We start from the raw sequence: 18,128 nt of genomic DNA on the forward strand, positions 1-18,128 counted from the left end.
GGTGTTTTGCCAGTTACCCTCATCCCCGATACATCTCCGCGGCGCTTTTGCCGTTCTAATCGTTACGGGATCGTGAAAGCTACGGTCTGCTTCACACATGCCGCACGTGCCCCTGAGTTCGAGATAAGTTCGAAAAACTTCATGATTCGACCCAAACCGATCTGCCTCTTTGCCATTGCCGCCTGCTTCCTGGCCTCCGGAATGTCCGCCCCGGCCCAAAGCATCGCCTCGCAGACCATCGCCTCCCTGCCCGACGCCCCTCAGCCCCTTACCATTGCATCGATCGACCCGGTTACATCGATCGACGACCCGCCCCAGGCGCAGACCACACCCGTTCCGCCGCCTCCGCCCGGCTCCCAGGCCGTAACCCCCATGGCCCATGCTCCCTATGCGAAGCGCAAGTGGTCTTCATACGTCGATCCCGGTGAGCGCGTCCCCCGTCTCACCACTGCGGACAAGATGGCCTTCTGGCTGCACGAAGAGATCCAGCCGGCCTCGCCTCTGCCCGCCCTTGTCTCCGCCGAATACGGCCTCATCACCGACTCAGATCCGAAATACGGCACAAATGGCGAAGCCTTCGGCGAGCGCTTCGGCGCTGCGCTTGCACGCCAGGCCAGCATGCGCTTCTTCTCCGACAGTGTCCTGCCCGCCGTCACGCACGAAGATCCGCGTTATTACCGCCTCGCCTCCGGCAGCTATGGCAGGCGCGCCTGGCATGCCACCGAGCGCATGTTCATCGCGCAGAACGATGACGGCCGCCGCGTCTTCGATGTCTCCGACATCTTCGGACGTCTCCTCGGCAGCGCCCTGACCATGGCTTACTATCCTCATCGCAGCGCCAATGGCGGAGTCGTTCTTCGCACCTGGGGAACCGCTGTCGCCGGCGGGGTCGGCGACAACCTCTTCCTCGAGTTCTGGCCGGATATAATCACCCGCTTCCGTCACCGGCATTCCGGAAGCTCGCGGTAGAGACGGGCGGACATCGGAGTGCAGCTCTCCTCACGGCGCATCCCGGCAGCAGGAACCGGTGTTCATACGCATGTGGGGCCTTTCACCTGTCCGGAACCGCACCGGAGCCGCCTTATCCTCCTCCTGCTCGTCCTCTCTGCGGCGGCGCTGACCCTGCACGCGCAGCAGTCCGGATCTCTGCCCGATGCTCCTCTCCCGCAGGAAGTCTCCTTCTCCGACCCCGCGCCGCCCGGCGGGCAAAACTCCTTCCCGCCTGAGATTCACAGCACCGCTCCAGGCAGCTCGCTCTCCGGCATTGCGCGTAATCCGCTGCCTTCGCCCCGGCCCTGCTCCATCGATTCCTGCTCATCGCTGCCGCAGCGCAACGCATGCTGCGAGCAATACCTCGACCCCTTTCAGCGCTACCTGCAGGCCACCGGAAATCACCCGCTCACCCCCTGGCAGAAGCTCCATCTCGCCGGACGTGATGTCATCGATCCCTTCAACCTGCTTACCATCGTCGGCTCCTCCGCCCTTACCATCGCCACCGACTCCAGCTCTGCCTACGGCCCCGGCTTTGAAGGCTTCGGCAAGCTCACCGGAGTCAGCTTCAGCCAGGACCTGACTGCCGAATTCTTCGGCACCTTTCTCATCCCCTCCATCGCCCGTCAGGACCCGCACTTTCATCGCATGCCCAATGCCTCGCTCAAACGCCGCATCGCGCACTGCTTCACGCAGGTCGTCTGGACGCAGAGCGACACCGGCCGCGGCATGTTCAACTACGCGACCATCTTCGGAACAGTAGCCGATGAGGGAGTAAGCAATATGTATGTGCCGTACCGCCAGGTCGGCTGGGGACCGGCGGCTCAGCGCATCACCACCGCCTGGGCGACCGATCCCATCGGCAACGTCATTACTGAATTTCTGCCCGACGTGGCGCGCCACATCAATATCAATGTGGTCTTCGTGCAGCGCATCATCAACCGCGTCGCCGTCGAGGAAGGCGGCACGGGCACTCCCTGACGGAGCGAATCCTCACGCCCGCTTAGTGAACGGCATGGTTTTGATTCCTGAACAGGTCATCGATCCTGCGGAACCAACTCCCAACCGGGAGCCACCTGACCGGCCATAAACAGCGCGCCGGCCACGGAAATCTCCGTGACCGGCGATAATGCGGCAGGAAAGAAGCAGAAGGACCGGTCAGAACTTCAGATACACACCGACGGTCGGCTCCGACGTAATCCGGAAGCTGTTCGTCTTCAGAGCCACCTGTCCGAAGTCGGGAGCCTTGTAGTACAGCCCGCGGTATTGCAGACGCACGCCGATATGGTTCGTCAGCAGCGGATGATTGATCCCGACCGTAAAGTTCACCGCCGTACGCCCCTGCCACTCGGCATGTTGCCCGCCATTCAGTGAAGGCGAAAAGATCAGCGCACTCACACCCACCCCGCCAAAGGGCTGCAGACCCAGCGCATGCGGACCCTGCACCAGATAGGTGCCGCCAAATTCATGCGCGTTGTGCTGGTAAGAGAACACCTGTCCGGTGTAACGCTCCGCGTAGCGCGTATATCCGTAGGACGCCTCATACCCCAGCCACCAGTGATAGCTGTGCCGGAAGGCCGCCTGTCCGCCTAACGATTTGGTCGTCGTCTGCTGAATCCCGTTCGAGCTCACGTCGGACGAGAACTGGCCGAACGCGCTCAGCGATACGTCGCTGTTACGCAGCACCTGCTGTGCCACCTGCGCGCGAGCCGCGCCGCCCAGACCGCCAAAAGTCAGAACCGCCAGAACAAAAGAGAGAGCGCGCTGCCTGCGCAGGAACATCTCAACCATAAAGAGCGCCGGAACCTCCAGAGACATCTCCAGTGTAATGAAAGCTCTCCATGATGGACAGCGCGCGCTCCGATTTCGGTAGCCGCGGTCTTTTCTTTTGCTGCGCTAAACCCTAAGCGTCTGCAGATACGCCGTCATCGCCGCCGTGCCGGAATCAATGAGCTTCTGCTGCCGCTCTGCCGACATCCGGAACTCCGTCGTCCCGTACCCACCCACCGGAATACGGCAGATCTCCTCCTGATGCTGCCGCATCACCGCCAGGTCGCGGCTGTCGGTCATGGTATCCATCAGCGCCGTAACGCGGTCGGCAGAGCGCAGACGCGGCCTGCGCGTATCCGAGATCCCGGCCCCCGGCACCGGCTGGCTCGCATCGAGATACAGCCCGATCGTCTCCGCTCCATCCGGATCGGTGTTCCCCATAATCTCGATCACTTCCGGCGTCTTCTCATCCACCAGCCACAGAGCGAAGTTCGACAGCACGCCGCCATCGACAAAGATATCGCCGGAAAGATCCTCCCCGCGATACTGGCCCCATATCGGCTGCCAGACCATCTCTTTCCACACAAAAGGAATGCTCATCGACATGCGGACCGACTCCGCCACCGGGCAGTGCGGCGCCGTGCGCGCATTCAGAACCGTGCTCTCCTTCAGAGTGATATTGGTGGTCACGACCGAAAGATCCACATTCTTTGCCGCCGCGAACTCCTCCCACGTCACCGAGGGAGACAACCCCTTCTGCGCCAGCCGCTGGCGAATCCACTGCAGAGCCGCATCGCCCGCATAAAATCCCCCGCATTCATTAAAGGAGAAAAGCTCGCGGTACAGATCCACATGCAGCAGTTCGTTCAAAATCGGCTTCGAGACGAACGTCGGCACATGCGCGGCCTGCAGCAGGGTCATGGTTTCGCTCCCGGCAATCTGGTCGTCGGTGAACGTTCCGTAGGCCGGTGAATCCATGAACGTCGTAAAGATCGGATTGTTCGTGCCCGGCGCAGGCTGCGTGCATGCGTCCAGCAGCTCATCCGCCGTATAGCCCGCGGCTACCAGTGTCGCGGTGATGGCCCCTGCTGAAGTGCCCACCAGCCGCCGGTGTGTATGTCCGGCTGCGGTAAATACCTTCAGCGCTCCTGCGAAGGCCATTCCCTTAGCGCCCCCGCCCTCAAATACCAGATCGAATAATGCCATTGGCTCGCCCCTTCGTTCACAGGCGGCACACTGCGGCCATCTCGTCGAACCCTTGCCTGAGACTCGCGACAGTATCGCCTGCTCTAAAGTGGAAAGTGAAGCCAAATCGTTACAATAGATCGTGTTATCGGCAGGTTAAAAAGCGCCTGAGTCAGTCGGCTGACTGCGGCTCCGGGTTGGGTAGCGTTTCCATTCGCCAGGACCATTCCCCCGCCCGATGCCAAATTTTACCGTTCAGTCATCTGTGGTTTCGCCGGGGTTCATGGAGGCATATCCTCGAAGCTGGTAAAGTCCTCGCAGAGCAATCAGTTATCTGCCGCAGGACAGCAGGCGAAACGCTTAGCCCTCCCCCCGGAATGCATTACCGAATCGGGTGGGACCGGCACCAGGAGATTCGGAATGTCAAAAGCCGTCAAATACGCAGAGAGAGCGGTCACCATCGCGGCCCAGGGAGCATGGACCGTCTTTGAGCGGCTCAATCGCATCAGCCCGAACCCGTCCTTCACCCCCAGGTGGTCGGACAAGCCGCTGCTCAAGTCATATCAGAAAGAAAAGCCGCCCCTCGGCTGGCCCCGCACCACAGACTCGCTCTGCCCGAAGTGCATCCCCGAGATTCGCCAGCAGATCATTGATGGCAAGCTGCCCCACGAGATCCTTCTGAATGAGAAGGTGGGCGAGATCAAGGCGCAGATCATCGAGCGCGACGGCAAAATCCTGATGGTCAAGGACTGCCCGAAGCACGGCCACTTTGAAGACGTGATGTCGATCGACACCCAGTTCTTCAAACACCTCGAAGAGGTCTTCCCCGGCCGCGACATCAAGGCGCACAACGACGAAAAGCTGCACAACCACGGAACATCGACCGTGACCCATGGCCGCGGATCGGTCCTTACCATCGATCTGACCAACCGGTGCAACATGATGTGCGACCCCTGCTTCATGGATGCCAATCAGGTAGGCTTCGTCCACGAGCTGACCTGGGACGACATCAAAACCATGCTCGACAACGCGATCACCATCAAGCCGAAGCGCCAGATGTCGGTCCAGTTCTCGGGCGGCGAGCCGACCCTCTCGCCCTACTTCCTTGACGCCGTCGCCTACGCCCGCAAGGTTGGATACGAGTCGGTCCAGGCCGCGACCAACGGCATCGAGTTCGCCAAATCGAAGGAGTTCAGCCGCGCCGCCGCCGAAGCCGGTCTCCGCTATGCTTACCTTCAGTTCGACGGCATCGGCAACGCCGCCAACTCGCACCGCAAGGTCGGCAACGCGTTCGACGTAAAGCTCCAGGCCATCCACAATCTGCACGAGGCCGGCGTCGATATCGTTCCCGTGACCACCATCGTCAACGGCATCAACAACGAGCAGGTGGGCCGCATCATCCAGTTCGCCCTCGACAACCCCAAGAAGATCAACTTCCTCAGCTTCCAGCCGGTTTCGTTCACCGGCCGCGACGAGGAAGTCAGCGACGAGCGCCGTACCGCCCAGCGCTACACGCTGAGCCACCTGGCGCACGACGTGAAGGATCAGCTCGGCATTGGCGAGCCGACCCGCGACTGGTTCCCCATCAGCTTCATCTCCACCTTCTCCGACTTTGCCGATCTGGTCCACGGACCCGAGCGTGACTGGGGCCAGATCTCCTGCGGATGCCACCCCAACTGCGGCATCGGCATGGCGATCATGATCGACAAGGAAACGAAGGAAGCCGTTCCGGTCACCCAGTTCCTGAACGCCGACCGCCTGGCGAAGGACGTAGCGAAGGTGAACGACGCTGCCCGCGGCAAGTTCCTCTCGCTCGTCGGCATCACCCTGGCGCTGCTCCGCAACTACGATCCCACCCAGGCGCCGACGCACATGCGCATCGCCGACCTGCTGAAGAAGTTCGACAAGTTCTCCGGCTCGACCAAGCGCAAATATGGTTCCGTGAAGGCCGACCGCACCATGGCCGACATCGAACAGCGCCGCGCCGACCGCTGGAACTTCCTCTTCATCGCCGGCATGTGGTTCCAGGACCTCTTCAACTACGACTTCCGCCGCACCGAGCAGTGCATTATCCCCTATGCCACGCAGGAAGGTGAGATCAGCTTCTGCGCCTACAACACGGGCGTGGGCTGGCGCAACATCATCGAGAAGATGCACATGACCTCCACGCTCACCAAATGGTACGAGGAGCATGGCCGTCACGAGATCTTCGCCGGCGGTAAGAACGTCGGTATGGGCAACGCCGAACACACGCTGGTCCTCAACGAGGCCCATGTGAACTCAGCCGCCAACGACACCTTCGAGAAGTCGGGCATCGCGAAGAACTCCCGCGAAGAAAAGATCCGCGCCCGCGACGCGAAGCTGAAGCAGGACGCCGAAAACGCCCGCATGGCCAAGCTCTATCGCGAGCACGTCCTCGGCGAAAAGCCCGTCGAAGGACTCGTCTCCATCAACTCCATCGCCCCGGCCCCAAAAGCCCCGGCCACCGAAGAACCCGTCATCGGCGATTAGCCATCGAGACACACGCGGCTTCGCCGCAAAAACGAAAAGCCCGGCCTCGCGCCGGGCTTTTCATTCCTACCTCATCTGAATTTGTCATCCTGAGCGGAGCGCGAAGCGCACAGTCGAAGGATCTGCTTTTCGCATCGCCAATATGTATTCTCATGGTTAAATATTTCAGCCATGCACAATGGGGATAAATACTCGCTGACTCAGGACTCGCAGGTAATAGAAGGTCTGCGCGCTGAGATTGAAAAAGCAGAACCCTCAAAACGCGCGAGGATTCTGGAAAAATTTCTACTCGCTGCTTTGAGTAGTATCCCCTGGGTGGGTGGTTTTCTTAGTGCGGCTGAAAGCTTCCGAGCGGAAGCGGGAACAAATCGCCTGAATCATCTTCAAACGGAATGGCTGAAAGAACATCAAAAGAAGATCGGTATTCTAGGCCAGGCATTGGAGGAAATCGCAAACCGATTAGATGGCCTTGGCGATGAGATTAACGAACGTGTTCAAAGCGAGGAGTACTTAGCACTTGTACGCAAAGCATTCCGCATCTGGGATGAATCTGATACAGAGGAGAAACGCCGTCTACTTTCTAATGTAATTACAAATGCAGCTGGGACAAGAGTCTGCCCAGATGATGTGATTCGTCTTTTTCTTGATTGGATCAAGATTTACAACGAAGTGCATTTTGCAGTTATTCGCGAGATATATCAGAATCCGGGTTCTACCCGCTTTGATATTTGGACTGAGCTTTATGGAGAAATTCCACGAGAAGACTCTTCAGCAGCCGATCTATATAAGTTCTTGATTCGTGAACTGAGCACAGGCGGTGTCATTAGGCAAGAACGAGATATCAATTCGGTTGGTCGATTTGTACGCAAGAGGACCAGGCATGTGCGGAAGGGAACTACTCCCGCAACACTGGAATCTGCTTTTGAAGACACAAAGCCTTATGTGCTAACGAATCTTGGTAAAGAATTCGTTCATTACACAATGAATGAAATGGTTCGGCGTATTTCTACGGATACAGTAAATGACCAGAGTAAATCCTAAGATATAGAACCGTTCTTCATTTTTATGTGTAAAGTATTTAACCCTTTTCTGTTAAATATAATCCTAAGCTCGCGCACAGCCAAAGTGATCCCCTCCCCGCTCACCCCACCTCAAACACTTCAAATTCCAGGCTGCGCGCCAGCGGCAGCGTCGCCAGCTTCTCCTGAACCTCGTCCGCGGAACCCGCCCGCACCGTCAAAAATCCGCGCCACTCTGCTGCATCGGAAGCCGTGAACGCCTCATCCAGCACGAACCCCGTGCGGCGAAATTCCGCCATCTGCGCGCGTTCCGCCGGAAGCAGCGTCTCCCGCTCCGGATCGGGGCCGTTCTTCCGGCGCAGGACCACCCGGAAGCGCTTCTTCGTATCTGGTCCCCACTGCGGAAAATCCTGAAACGGCGGGAGCACGATCGGCGCTTCGTCGAAGATGCCCGGCAGCCGTGCCCGCAGCTTTTCGAGATATTCGGCGCGCGTGTCATCGCTGGCTCGCGCGGCGCCCCACGCCACAAAAGGCTCCAGCGGCTGAAAGCCATTGAACCAGAAGACGCCATGCTGAATTGGTGCCATTACCGCAGTAAACGCCGGGCTCACTCCGCGCCCGCTGAACGCCACCGGAAGCGCGCCCGTGGTCATCAGTGCCATTGCTCTGGCTCCGCGCAGCGATCCCAGACCGCCTTCAAACAGCTTCGCTCCACCATACACCCGGCCCATCGGGAAGGCGCGGTCCACCCAGCCCTTCAGAATCGCCGGCAAACCAAACCACCACAGCGGAAAGGAAAATATCAGCAGGTCCGCCGCCTCCAGTTTGCGAATCTCCGCCTCCAGCTCCGGCGCAAAGCTGTTCTGTTCGGTAGCGTACAGCTCCTCCTGCTGCTGTTTGTAGTACTCCGCATTCTTCACGGTGGTGAAATTGCTGCGCCAGGAAACCGGGTCGAAGCGCTGCGCATACAGGTCGGAGACGGCAACGCTGTGCCCCTGCTGCGTCAGAACCTCTGCGGCCGTGCGTGCGAGCGAGGAACAAAAGCTCTGCGGCTCAGGATGGGCGTGAACAATCAGAATCTGCAAGCGGCGTTTCTCCTTTGCCGTCAAACGGCAAATCCGCCTTCAGCATAAGCGGACGCTCCTCATGCGGCAATCCTGCCGTTTCCGACCGCTCTTTCTGATTCCGGGAGAACCGCTCCAGCCTCCCCGGTAAGAGCCGAAGCCTTTGGCTCCCGCCACAAAGCCGGCGACGCCCACCGGGAACACAGGCTAACGCCGGATCGGCAGGAGAATGACGATTGGATACGGAGTCGGAAGCGGATGCGAGCCCGACCCCAGCGTCGTCTTCAACGCAGTAATGTCTTCATGACTGGCGCCCAGTCCGAGCTCGTCATAAAACTTCGAAGCGCTTGCCAGAAACTTAGCCCTCGCCTCCGGATCGGTTTCCAGCTTCTTCTGCAGCTCTTCTTTGGTGATTGTGCCTGTTTTCTCTGTCATGCTCTCGCTCCTTTATGGTTGCGTCTGGAACAGGTTCAGCTTCTCGTCGTGCTCTTCGACACATCGGAGCACATACTCAATCTCCATCTCTTCGTAAATACCGGCCAGCTCCTCCTGCAGCCCCGGCTGCGTACGCAGATTCCGGCAGATCTGGCAGACCGAATCCACATCGGCAAAGCGCGGCAGCCGCTCGTAAAGCACCTTATCCTGCTCGCGCACCTTCGCATACAGTCGGTCGAAGCCAATCTCCTTGGCGATCCGCGCATGCAGGAGCGTATACACACGGGTCAGAATCGCCTCCGCCGGCTCTGTAAACGCATTGCCGCATCCAAGCCCGGCCTCCTTGTTGAAACCTCCCGAGCAGCAGGGATACGTGTCCCCATTGGGGTAGACCGTAATGTCATAGTGCCGCGGCTGGCGGCAGGTGTACTTCGTTTCCTCTGGCAGATGGTAGCGCGGCGCCTCGCCCGCCAGCTCGCGAGCCCGGCCGATCGATGTCACAAGGTTCGAGTGCATCTTCACACCCGGCATAGCGGGCAGCATCTCCTCCAGCTTTTCCCCCTCGGACCAGAAGACTCCATAAACTAAAAATTCGACGCCCGTCTCGCGGCAGGCTCCGGCAATCCATCTAATCTGTTCCGAACTCACCCAGCGCGCATGCTCGTGGTCATAACTCACGCACAGGTTGTTCATGCCCAGACCGGCCAGCGCAGCAAGCCGTTCCAGCGCCATCTCCGGTGATTTCGCCCAGAACCCCGAAGTCACCATGCGGAAAGGCTGCCGCACGCCTGCTCGGCGTACATCGACCATGATTTTTATGATCTCCGCGTAATAGACAAACGGATCGCCGCCCGTAAACGCAAAGTCTGTCACGGATTCCTGCATGGCGAAGCGCACCATCGCCGGGCCCACATTCGCAGGCTCCGCGCGCCCCGGCCCCACCACCTCCTGCGTGTGACAGCAGAAGTTGCACGCGAGCGGGCAGGGAGCATTGTAGACAAATCCGATGGTCGCACTATTCAATGCTTATCCTGTGTTCTGAAGTTCTAAAGAGAAGGATGCACCGCACACTATTGCGGACGGCAGTAGAACATACCCTCTGGCCCCGGTCAAGCCATCTTTTGCGCAGGAGCGCTCCTTCCATTCTGCGTATGCAAATGTCTGTCAGGCCCCGGACTGGCATCTGTAAAGCTGTTCCTGCCGCAATTTTTTTCAGCGCCTCCCGGGTCTTGTGCTGCATGTATACTTGCTCCGGTAAACGTTTCCGCACGGAGGCCAATCGCTGTGTATACGCCCAGACTGAGGCACATTATCCTCGCCTCACTCACCCTCGCTCTGCCCCTCTTCGCTCAAACCACGCCCGTCCTTCAGGTCCGGATCGACAAGCCCCTTCACGCCATCAGCCCCACCCTCTACGGCCTCATGACCGAGGAGATCAACCACTCCTACGATGGCGGCCTCTACGCCGAGCTCGTCAGCGACCGCGCCTTCACCACGCGCCGTCTCGAAAACTGGACCTCCGTGGAAAACAGCGCGAACGGCATCTCCATCGCCATCGACAAAACCACCGGCCCGAGCGAAGCGCTGCCTCTCAGCCTGAAGCTGACCGTCTCTCAGGCCGATACCGGCGATCCCGCCGGCGTCAAAAACGATGGCTACTGGGGATACCCGCTTCACCCCGACACCACATATCAGGGCTCGCTCTACGCAAAGGCCGATGACGCCTCCATCGGCCCCGTCACCGTCGAGCTCGTCAACGATCGCACCGGAGCCGTCGCCGCCCGCGCCGTCACCGCGCCGCTCACGCAGGACTGGAAGCAGTACCGCTTCACCCTGCACACCGGCGCCATCGCCGCTTCGATCGATAACCACCTCGTCCTTACCGTCGCCCACGCCGGAACCGTCTGGCTGCAGCTCGTCTCCCTCTTTCCGCCGACTTATCGCGATCGCGCCAACGGCAATCGCGTCGATCTAATGGAGAAGCTCGCCGCCATGCACCCCACCTTTCTGCGGCTGCCCGGCGGCAACTACCTCGAGGGCGACCACATCCCCGAGCGCTATGAATGGAAGAAGACCATCGGCCCGCTCGTCGACCGCCCCACGCATCCCAGTCCCTGGCGCTATCAGTCCTCCGACGGTATGGGCCTGCTTGAGTTCCTCGAATGGTGTGAAGATCTGCGCATCCAGCCCGTGCTCGCTGTCTACGCCGGCTACTCCATGGCGCAGGAGCACGTAACCCCCGGCCCCGATCTCGATCCCTACGTCCAGAACGCCCTCGATGAAATCCAGTACGTCACCGGCGGCCCCGATACAAAGTGGGGAGCCGAGCGCGTAAAGGACGGACATCCCGCTCCCTTCCCGCTCAAATACGTCGAAATCGGCAATGAAGACTTCTTCGATCGCTCCGGCAGCTACGACGGCCGCTACGAGCAGTTCCATAAGGCCATCAAAGCGCAATATCCCGATCTCCAGCTCATCGCCACCACATCGGTAAAGAGCATCCGCCCCGACGTCATCGACGATCACTTCTATCGCCGCGCGCACGAGTTCTTCTCCGATACGCATCACTACGACAACACCGATCGCAGCGGACCGAAGATCTTCGTCGGCGAATGGGCCACGCGTGAAGGCTCGCCTACTCCCAACATGGGTGCGGCCCTCGGCGACGCCGCCTGGATGACCGGCCTCGAGCGCAACAGCGACATCGTGGTCATGGCCAGCTATGCGCCGCTCTTCGTCAACGTCAATCCCGACGCCATGCAGTGGAGCTCCGACCTCATCGGCTACGACGCCATGCACAGCTACGGCTCGCCCAGCTATTACGCGCAGGTCATGTTCGGCGAGTATCGCGGCGAAGAGGTCGTGGCCTCTTCCGCACAGGACGCCGGCCCTCTGCTCTTCTGGTCTGCCACGCGTGATGCCGCAAAGGGTCTCTTCTATCTCAAGGTGGTCAACGCATCGCCGAAGCCGCAGCCGCTTGAGATCAGGCTCGACGGCGCATCCATCGCCGCTGCCGGCCGCCTCATCACGCTCAAGGGCAAAACCACCAGCGACACCAACACCCTCACCGATCCGGATCACATCGTTCCCGTCACCCGTCCCATCACCGGACTCGGCTCAACCATTCACCACACCTTCGCGCCCTACTCCGTCAACGTGCTCGAGGTGCGTACGAAGTAAGCAGCAGACGTCAGCAGTCAGCGAAAAGACGGCCAGTAACGAAACGGCCAGTAACAGCAAAATATTCTGCTGCTGCTGGCCGTTTCATCCCTGACTGCTTTTCAGCCGACCGCTTTATCACTGACTGCTGACCGCTTTTCCGCTCGCTCCCTCCCTTGCACCTCACCCCTGCAATCATTTGAAATACAACCTGCATGAGCAATCACAGGTTCGTCTTTCTCTTTCCCGGCCAGGGATCGCAGGCCGTCGGCATGGGCCGCGATCTCTCCGAAAAGTTCGCCGTCGCCCGTCAGGCATTCGAGGAAGCCGACGACGCTCTCGGCTTCTCCATCTCGAAGCTCTGCTTTGAGGGCCCCGAAGATCAGCTTCGCCTCACCGAGTATCAGCAGCCCGCCATCTGCACCGTCTCCGTCGCCGCGCTGCGCATTCTCGCCGAGAAGGGCATCGCGCCCACCTTTGTCGCTGGGCACTCTCTGGGCGAATACGCCGCCAACGTCGCCGCCGGAACCCTCTCGCTCGCCGACGCCGTCCGCACCGTCCGCAACCGCGGCCTCTACATGCAGGAGGCCGTGCCCGCAGGCCAGGGCGCGATGGCCGCCATCCTGGGATTGAGCAGCGAAGCCGCCACCAAAGCCTGCGCCGATGCAGCCGCCGAGACAGGAGCCATCGTCTCGCCCGCCAATCTCAACTCGCCCGAACAGACCGTCATCTCCGGCGATGCCGCTGGTGTCGACCGCGCCGTTGCGCTCTGCAAAGAGGCCGGCGCAAAAAAGACTGTGCCGCTGAAGGTCAGCGCGCCCTTCCACTGCGCTCTCATGCAGCCCGCGCAGGACCGCCTCGCAACATTGCTGAACGCGCTCGCCTTCGCCACGCCTTCCGTGCCTGTCGCTGTCAATGCCGATGCCGCGCTCGTCACGGACGCAGATCAGCTGCGCAACGCGCTCATCCGTCAGGTCACGGGAGCCGTCCGCTGGGTCGAATCCATGCGCCTGCTCATCGCCGAGCAGCCGACGCACTTCATTGAAGTCGGCCCAGGCAAAGTGCTCTGTGGCCTCATGCGCCAGATCGACCGCGGCCAGACCTGTTTGAATGTTGAAGACGAAGCCAGCCTGGAAAAGGCGCTGGCCGCATTGCAGACTCCGGGTTCGTGATGCAATGAGCGCCGCAGGGCGCGTTGCCCGGACGGCCTGTCCTTACAGATTCACCGCTCTCATTCCGCCCGCGTCGTAGCGCTCACCGGCCACGGCGCCCTTCGGAGCGATCGCCTCAATCTCCTTCAGATCGTCTGCCGTGAGCTGAACCGTAACGGCTCCCGCATTCTCTTCGAGATACTTTCGCCGCTTCGTTCCCGGGATCGGTACTATCTCCTCGCCCTGCGCCAGCACCCATGCCAGCGCCAGCTGCGACGGCGTGCAGCCCTTCCGCTCTGCAATCTCGCGAATCTTCGCCACCAGATCCAGGTTCTTCTGAAAATTCTCTCCCTGAAAACGCGGATTCGCCAGCCGCCAGTCATCCGCCGCCAGATCGCCCGGCGACTGTATCTGTCCCGTCAGAAAGCCACGCCCCAGCGGCGAGTACGCAACAAATCCAATGCCCAGCTCCCGCACAACGGGCAGAATCTCCTCTTCCGGATCGCGGCTCCACAGCGAATACTCCGTCTGCAGCGCGCTGATCGGATGCACCGCGTGCGCCCTCCGGATCGTATCCGGTCCCGCCTCGGACAGCCCCAGATACCGCACCTTGCCCGCCTTCACCAGCTCCGCCATCGCGCCCACCGTCTCTTCAATCGGCGTATTCGGATCAACACGATGCTGGTAGTACAGATCGATCGTCTCGATCCCCAGACGCTCAAAGCTGGCGTCGCAGGCAGCGCGAACATACTCCGGCCGTCCGCTGATGCCGTGACGTGTGCCGTCGGCATCGCGCACAATGCCGAACTTGGTCGCAATCGTCACCTCATCGCGCCGTCCCCGCAGCGCGCGGCCCAGCAGCATCTCGTTCGTGTGCGGACCATAAACATCCGACGTATCGAGAAACGTCATGCCCAGCTCGATCGAGCGATGCAGCGTCGCAATCGACTCCGCTTCGTCGCCTGGTCCGTAAAACTCCGACATGCCCATGCATCCCAGCCCAATGGAGGAAACGGAAAGGCCCTGCGTGCCCAGGCGGCGCTGCTGCATCATCAGCTTCTCCTCATGAGATTCGGTTGTGTTGTCGTTTCAGCTCTGCTCCGGCCCCAGGCCGGACCAGTGAACGCACAAAAGAGCCATGCGCTGTCAGTAATCCTCAGGGACCGACGTAGAGCTCGACCGGCGAAAACCCGATCTGCTTCGTCGAGTGATCCACGCGAAGAAAAATCGGGGTCTTGCCGCCGTTGATATCCAGCCCCATCACCACGCCGTTGCCGACCGTCTTCGCCATGATGATCCTGTGGCTGTGAATCTTCCCGTAGTCGCTCGAGATGCCCCAGTCTTTCTGAAACTGGGTAAAGTCGTAGGGCTTGTAACGATCGGGGTGCTGCTGCCAGTCGTCATCGTGATTCCAGATACCGTAAGCCTTCTGCATATCGCTGGCTTCCACGGCGGCGAAGAAGCGGTTCACGCGATGCTCTTCCGGCCAGTCCCACATAAACCACGACAGCACCGCGCCCACAACCAGAACCACCAGCAGAGTAATTGAAACGTTACGAATGATCGCGGCACGCCGCGCATTGTACTTCGGAGCATCCAGCAGGGTCATCGTTGAGCGTGACTCCTTTCGGGGCAGAAGACAAAATCCCCTCACCCATTCTGACACCGCCGAAGGCCCTTTGGTTTCCCGGCGTCGAAGATGCAATCACCAGGACAGTCAGCCCCTCAGCGGCTGTAGCGGTTTTTGTCCTGCTCCGCGCGGCGCTCCATCGCCAGCGCAATCAGCCGGTCGATCAGCTTTGGATAGGCCACGCCCGATGCCTCCCACAGCTTCGGATACATGCTGATCGATGTAAAACCCGGCAGTGTGTTGATCTCGTTCAGGTAGATCTTTCCCGCCTTCCCCGGCTCCATCAGAAAATCCACGCGCGCCAGTCCCGCGCAGTCGCACGCCCTGAAGGCCGCTACTGCCATCTCCCGCACCTGCTTCGACTGCTGCTTTGTTAATTTTGCGGGAATCACCGGAACCGAGCCTTCCGTCAGATACTTCGCCTCGTAGTCGTAAAACTCCTTGCCGGGAATGATCTCGCCTACCACCGACGCTTCCGGATCGTCGTTGCCCAGCACCGCGACCTCCAGCTCGCGCGCCTTGCCGCGCCTGCCGCCCACGCCCTGCTCCACGACAATCCTGCGGTCGTACCGCGCCGCCTCTTCGATTGCCGGAGCCAGCTCCTTCCGGTCATGCGCCTTCGTAATGCCGACCGAAGACCCCAGATTCGCTGGCTTCACAAACAGCGGATACTTCAGCGCGGCCTCGATCTTCGCAACCGTCTTCCGCGCGCTCTTCTGCCATTCGCTGCGCAGGAAGGTCACATGCTTCGTGATGGGCAGCTTCGCTGACGCGAACAGCCGCTTCATCACATCCTTGTCCATGCCCGTCGCCGAGCCCAGCACGCCCGACCCGACGTATGCAATCCCCGCCAGTTCCAGTAGCCCCTGAATGGTGCCGTCCTCTCCGAACGTGCCGTGCAGCACCGGAAAGATCACATCCAGATGCAGCGCCTGGCTCCCGCCTGCGCTCGCATGAAGATCAAGTGCCTTAGCCTCGCTCTCGAAGGGCATCAGCGCGGCCGTGCCCCTGGCCTTTCCCGTGTGCGGCACCGGCGGCACAATCACTGACTCGCCTTTTGCGAGCACAGCGGCCGACGGCGTCGCGCCCGGATCGCCCGCCCGCAGATGCTTCTTCACGCCGCCGGCGTCCCCGTTGCTCAGCAGACGTTCGGCATCGCCCGCCGTCACCCAGCGGCCTTCTTTGGTAATGCCGATCGGCACCACCTCATATTTTTTGCGGTCAATTGCCTTCAGAACCGAGGCCGCCGACAGCAGAGAAACCTCATGCTCTCCGCTGCGCCCGCCAAAGAGTACACCCACGCGAAGTTTTGGCATAACGACTGACCCGAGTGTATCGTGTCCGCATCGAACGCAGATATGCGCACCGGGCAGAACAAATGACCACTCTGGTTCCCGCAGCGCGGCACCGCACCATGCCGCACGTCTTCCTGCTCGTGGCTCTGCTCTGCTCCATCGCCGGAGCCGTCGACACCCTCGGCTACATCCGTCTGGGCGGCGTCTTCGTCGCCAATCTCACCGGCAATACCGTGCTGCTCGCCTGGCACGCCGAACAGCGCCAGTGGGCCGATGCCGCGCTGCGCATGGGCCTGATCCTGACCTACTTTGCCGGTGTCGTCACCGACCACCTCATGCGGCGATGGATCAGGGCCGACCGCCTCCGCATCAACCCCGCCGTCGCCAGTCTCATGATCGAGTTCTTTATCCTCTGCACCCTCGCCTTCCTCGGTGTCGAAGGCAACCTGCGTGTCACTCTGCTGCTCATCCTTGCCTGGACCATGGGCCTGCAGAACGATGCCTTCCAGCAAATCGGCCCCGTCAATCTCAACACCACATTTCTCACCGGCAATATCGAGAAGCTCGGCAGCATCCTCACCACACCCGTCGAAGGCGTAAAGAAGGAGCGGGAGCGCCGCCTGCAGATCGGCGCGCTCATCATCGCATGGACCGCCTACGGCACCGGAGCCGTCGTGGGAGCCATCGGCAGCCATCTCTTCGCGCTGCGGGCGCTGCTGCTGCCGGCCGCGCTGGTCATTCCCGTGCTCCTGCTCGAGATCTTCGGACCGCGCCAGCGCACCGGCGCATAACCCGCGTCAGTGCATTTTCTCCCGAATCCCCTCAGAGAATCTTCTTCCCGAACGCAGACGAGATCAGCTCCACCGCCAGATCCGCCGTGCGATTATGCTCATCGATCACCGGGTTCACCTCGACTACCTCCAGGCTCACCATGCGGCCATGATCGGCGATGATCTCCATCGCCAGGTGCGCCTCGCGATACGTCGCCCCGCCGCGCACCGGCGTGCCCACGCCCGGCGCATCTTCCGGGTCGATCCAGTCCATATCGAGCGAAACATGATAGCCCGCCGTGCCGCATCCCGCCGCGCGCAGCGCCTCTTCCATCACCGCACGCATGCCGCGCTCGTCAATGTCGCGCATCGTGTACACCTCGCTCACGCCCGCGCGTTTGATATTGGCCTTTTCCGTGGCATCGATATCCCGCACGCCCACCAGAACCGCGTTCTCCGGCTTAACCTTCGGCGAGAACCCGAAGATATGCGTCAGCGCCTCCGGCCCCAGCCCCAGCAGCGCCGCCAGCGGCATGCCGTGCACATTGCCGCTCGGCGAAGTCTCCGGCGTATTCATATCCGAGTGCGCATCGATCCAGATCAGGCCGACCTTCTGCTGCCGGCGCCGGTAAAACTCCGCCACACCCGAAACCGACCCCGCCGCAACCGAGTGGTCACCGCCCAGGATCACCGGCGTCATCCCCTCTTCGAGGACCTCTTCCACCATCTCCGCCGCGCGGGTGCATGTCTCCGTAATTTCGTTCAGATATTTGGCCGTCAGCTCACCGGCCTGCTTCGTTTCGGCAAGGGCAACCAGGATGTTGCCGCCGTCGGTGACCTCGTGCCCCAGCGCTTCCAGCCGCTTTTCAAGGCCCGCCACCCGCACCGCCGACGGTCCCATATCCACGCCGCGGCGCGAAGCTCCCAGATCGAGCGGTACTCCAATCAGTCTGATTTTGCGTGGCGGAAGCGACTGCACACCGCCATGAATTCCGCTGCCTGCTGCCCGTCCTTCATTTGCCTTCGGCATACCGGCCTTCCACCCACAATCTACTCTATCTACCCTGCCAGCCGGCCTAAAGAACAGAACCGCTTCGGCGAATCCATCGCCGTGACGCCTGTCACTCCCATCACCGTTCGTACTTCCAC

Annotated in this window: 16 protein-coding genes; 7 read left to right on the forward strand and 9 right to left on the reverse strand. The window is 60.8% G+C overall.

Features of this window, described 5'->3' with window-relative positions:
* Positions 1 to 141: 141 nt before the first annotated feature.
* The gene (locus D0Y96_RS11465; RefSeq protein ID WP_117299995.1) at positions 142 to 969 is read left to right on the forward strand and encodes a hypothetical protein; all 828 of its coding nucleotides are present in this window, start codon (positions 142 to 144) and stop codon (positions 967 to 969) included.
* Positions 970 to 987: 18 nt separating this feature from the next.
* Positions 988 to 1,971 carry a hypothetical protein gene (locus D0Y96_RS11470; RefSeq protein ID WP_117299997.1) on the forward strand — a complete coding sequence of 328 codons (984 nt, stop codon included), beginning with the start codon at positions 988 to 990 and terminating at the stop codon, positions 1,969 to 1,971.
* A 177-nt stretch (positions 1,972 to 2,148) separates the two neighbouring features.
* Here D0Y96_RS11470 and D0Y96_RS11475 read toward each other — a convergent pair whose 3' ends face one another.
* Together D0Y96_RS11475 and D0Y96_RS11480 are read right to left on the reverse strand one after the other, a co-directional pair.
* Positions 2,149 to 2,781, reverse strand: a complete 633-nt coding sequence (locus D0Y96_RS11475) for a porin family protein (RefSeq protein ID WP_147325033.1) — start codon at positions 2,779 to 2,781, stop codon at positions 2,149 to 2,151.
* Between the two features lie 105 nt (positions 2,782 to 2,886).
* Positions 2,887 to 3,966 carry a patatin-like phospholipase family protein gene (locus tag D0Y96_RS11480; RefSeq protein WP_117300000.1) on the reverse strand — a complete coding sequence of 360 codons (1,080 nt, stop codon included), beginning with the start codon at positions 3,964 to 3,966 and terminating at the stop codon, positions 2,887 to 2,889.
* A 399-nt stretch (positions 3,967 to 4,365) separates the two neighbouring features.
* On the opposite strand from D0Y96_RS11480, the gene D0Y96_RS11485 reads away from it, so the two are divergent.
* Positions 4,366 to 6,456, forward strand: coding sequence for a radical SAM protein (locus D0Y96_RS11485; RefSeq protein ID WP_117300002.1), 2,091 nt, complete (start codon positions 4,366 to 4,368; stop codon positions 6,454 to 6,456).
* A gap of 171 nt (positions 6,457 to 6,627) precedes the next feature.
* Positions 6,628 to 7,497: a hypothetical protein gene (locus D0Y96_RS11490; RefSeq protein WP_117300004.1), complete on the forward strand. Its 870-nt coding sequence runs from the start codon at positions 6,628 to 6,630 to the stop codon at positions 7,495 to 7,497.
* A 100-nt stretch (positions 7,498 to 7,597) separates the two neighbouring features.
* Here D0Y96_RS11490 and D0Y96_RS11495 read toward each other — a convergent pair whose 3' ends face one another.
* The 3 genes from D0Y96_RS11495 to D0Y96_RS11505 form a co-directional block, all read right to left on the reverse strand.
* Positions 7,598 to 8,560, reverse strand: a complete 963-nt coding sequence (locus tag D0Y96_RS11495; RefSeq protein ID WP_117300967.1) for an NAD(P)H-dependent oxidoreductase — start codon at positions 8,558 to 8,560, stop codon at positions 7,598 to 7,600.
* A 186-nt stretch (positions 8,561 to 8,746) separates the two neighbouring features.
* Positions 8,747 to 8,974, reverse strand: coding sequence for a hypothetical protein (locus tag D0Y96_RS11500; protein WP_117300006.1), 228 nt, complete (start codon positions 8,972 to 8,974; stop codon positions 8,747 to 8,749).
* 12 nt (positions 8,975 to 8,986) lie between these two features.
* Positions 8,987 to 9,997 (reverse strand): radical SAM family protein, encoded by a 1,011-nt coding sequence (locus tag D0Y96_RS11505; RefSeq protein ID WP_117300008.1) that lies wholly within the window; start codon positions 9,995 to 9,997, stop codon positions 8,987 to 8,989.
* 261 nt (positions 9,998 to 10,258) lie between these two features.
* Between D0Y96_RS11505 and D0Y96_RS11510 the strand changes: the two genes are divergently transcribed.
* Both D0Y96_RS11510 and fabD read left to right on the forward strand, forming a co-directional pair.
* A complete protein-coding gene (locus D0Y96_RS11510) occupies positions 10,259 to 12,154 on the forward strand; it encodes an alpha-L-arabinofuranosidase family protein (protein ID WP_350449042.1) in 1,896 nt (631 codons plus the stop codon).
* Between the two features lie 194 nt (positions 12,155 to 12,348).
* Positions 12,349 to 13,305 carry an ACP S-malonyltransferase gene (gene fabD / locus D0Y96_RS11515; protein ID WP_117300010.1) on the forward strand — a complete coding sequence of 319 codons (957 nt, stop codon included), beginning with the start codon at positions 12,349 to 12,351 and terminating at the stop codon, positions 13,303 to 13,305.
* A 42-nt stretch (positions 13,306 to 13,347) separates the two neighbouring features.
* Here the strand turns inward: fabD and D0Y96_RS11520 are convergent, their stop codons facing one another.
* The 3 genes from D0Y96_RS11520 to D0Y96_RS11530 all read right to left on the reverse strand — a co-directional run bounded on the left by D0Y96_RS11520 (position 13,348) and on the right by D0Y96_RS11530 (position 16,230).
* Complete coding sequence (locus D0Y96_RS11520; protein ID WP_350449043.1) at positions 13,348 to 14,337, reverse strand: aldo/keto reductase; 990 nt, start codon at positions 14,335 to 14,337, stop codon at positions 13,348 to 13,350.
* A gap of 103 nt (positions 14,338 to 14,440) precedes the next feature.
* The gene (locus D0Y96_RS11525; protein WP_117300012.1) at positions 14,441 to 14,893 is read right to left on the reverse strand and encodes a hypothetical protein; all 453 of its coding nucleotides are present in this window, start codon (positions 14,891 to 14,893) and stop codon (positions 14,441 to 14,443) included.
* Between the two features lie 116 nt (positions 14,894 to 15,009).
* The gene (locus D0Y96_RS11530) at positions 15,010 to 16,230 is read right to left on the reverse strand and encodes a D-alanine--D-alanine ligase family protein (protein WP_117300014.1); all 1,221 of its coding nucleotides are present in this window, start codon (positions 16,228 to 16,230) and stop codon (positions 15,010 to 15,012) included.
* A gap of 62 nt (positions 16,231 to 16,292) precedes the next feature.
* Between D0Y96_RS11530 and D0Y96_RS11535 the strand changes: the two genes are divergently transcribed.
* Positions 16,293 to 17,000 (forward strand): YoaK family protein, encoded by a 708-nt coding sequence (locus D0Y96_RS11535; protein ID WP_117300016.1) that lies wholly within the window; start codon positions 16,293 to 16,295, stop codon positions 16,998 to 17,000.
* A gap of 31 nt (positions 17,001 to 17,031) precedes the next feature.
* Here D0Y96_RS11535 and rocF read toward each other — a convergent pair whose 3' ends face one another.
* The gene (gene rocF, locus D0Y96_RS11540; protein ID WP_117300018.1) at positions 17,032 to 18,009 is read right to left on the reverse strand and encodes an arginase; all 978 of its coding nucleotides are present in this window, start codon (positions 18,007 to 18,009) and stop codon (positions 17,032 to 17,034) included.
* Between the last annotated feature and the right edge of the window lie 119 nt (positions 18,010 to 18,128).

This window comes from Paracidobacterium acidisoli, from assembly GCF_003428625.2.
Lineage (GTDB): Bacteria > Acidobacteriota > Terriglobia > Terriglobales > Acidobacteriaceae > Paracidobacterium > Paracidobacterium acidisoli.

Bases quoted from the DNA above. Each gene is read 5' to 3' on its own strand.
- D0Y96_RS11490 (WP_117300004.1), top strand. From the start codon at position 6,628: ATGCACAATGGGGATAAATACTCGCTGACTCAGGACTCGCAGGTAATA.
- D0Y96_RS11465 (WP_117299995.1), top strand. From the start codon at position 142: ATGATTCGACCCAAACCGATCTGCCTCTTTGCCATTGCCGCCTGCTTC.
- D0Y96_RS11525 (WP_117300012.1), bottom strand. From the start codon at position 14,893: ATGACCCTGCTGGATGCTCCGAAGTACAATGCGCGGCGTGCCGCGATC.
- rocF (WP_117300018.1), bottom strand. From the start codon at position 18,009: ATGCCGAAGGCAAATGAAGGACGGGCAGCAGGCAGCGGAATTCATGGC.
- D0Y96_RS11500 (WP_117300006.1), bottom strand. From the start codon at position 8,974: ATGACAGAGAAAACAGGCACAATCACCAAAGAAGAGCTGCAGAAGAAG.
- D0Y96_RS11530 (WP_117300014.1), bottom strand. From the start codon at position 16,230: ATGCCAAAACTTCGCGTGGGTGTACTCTTTGGCGGGCGCAGCGGAGAG.
- D0Y96_RS11535 (WP_117300016.1), top strand. From the start codon at position 16,293: ATGACCACTCTGGTTCCCGCAGCGCGGCACCGCACCATGCCGCACGTC.
- D0Y96_RS11480 (WP_117300000.1), bottom strand. From the start codon at position 3,966: ATGGCATTATTCGATCTGGTATTTGAGGGCGGGGGCGCTAAGGGAATG.
- D0Y96_RS11520 (WP_350449043.1), bottom strand. From the start codon at position 14,337: ATGATGCAGCAGCGCCGCCTGGGCACGCAGGGCCTTTCCGTTTCCTCC.
- D0Y96_RS11485 (WP_117300002.1), top strand. From the start codon at position 4,366: ATGTCAAAAGCCGTCAAATACGCAGAGAGAGCGGTCACCATCGCGGCC.
- D0Y96_RS11475 (WP_147325033.1), bottom strand. From the start codon at position 2,781: ATGGTTGAGATGTTCCTGCGCAGGCAGCGCGCTCTCTCTTTTGTTCTG.
- fabD (WP_117300010.1), top strand. From the start codon at position 12,349: ATGAGCAATCACAGGTTCGTCTTTCTCTTTCCCGGCCAGGGATCGCAG.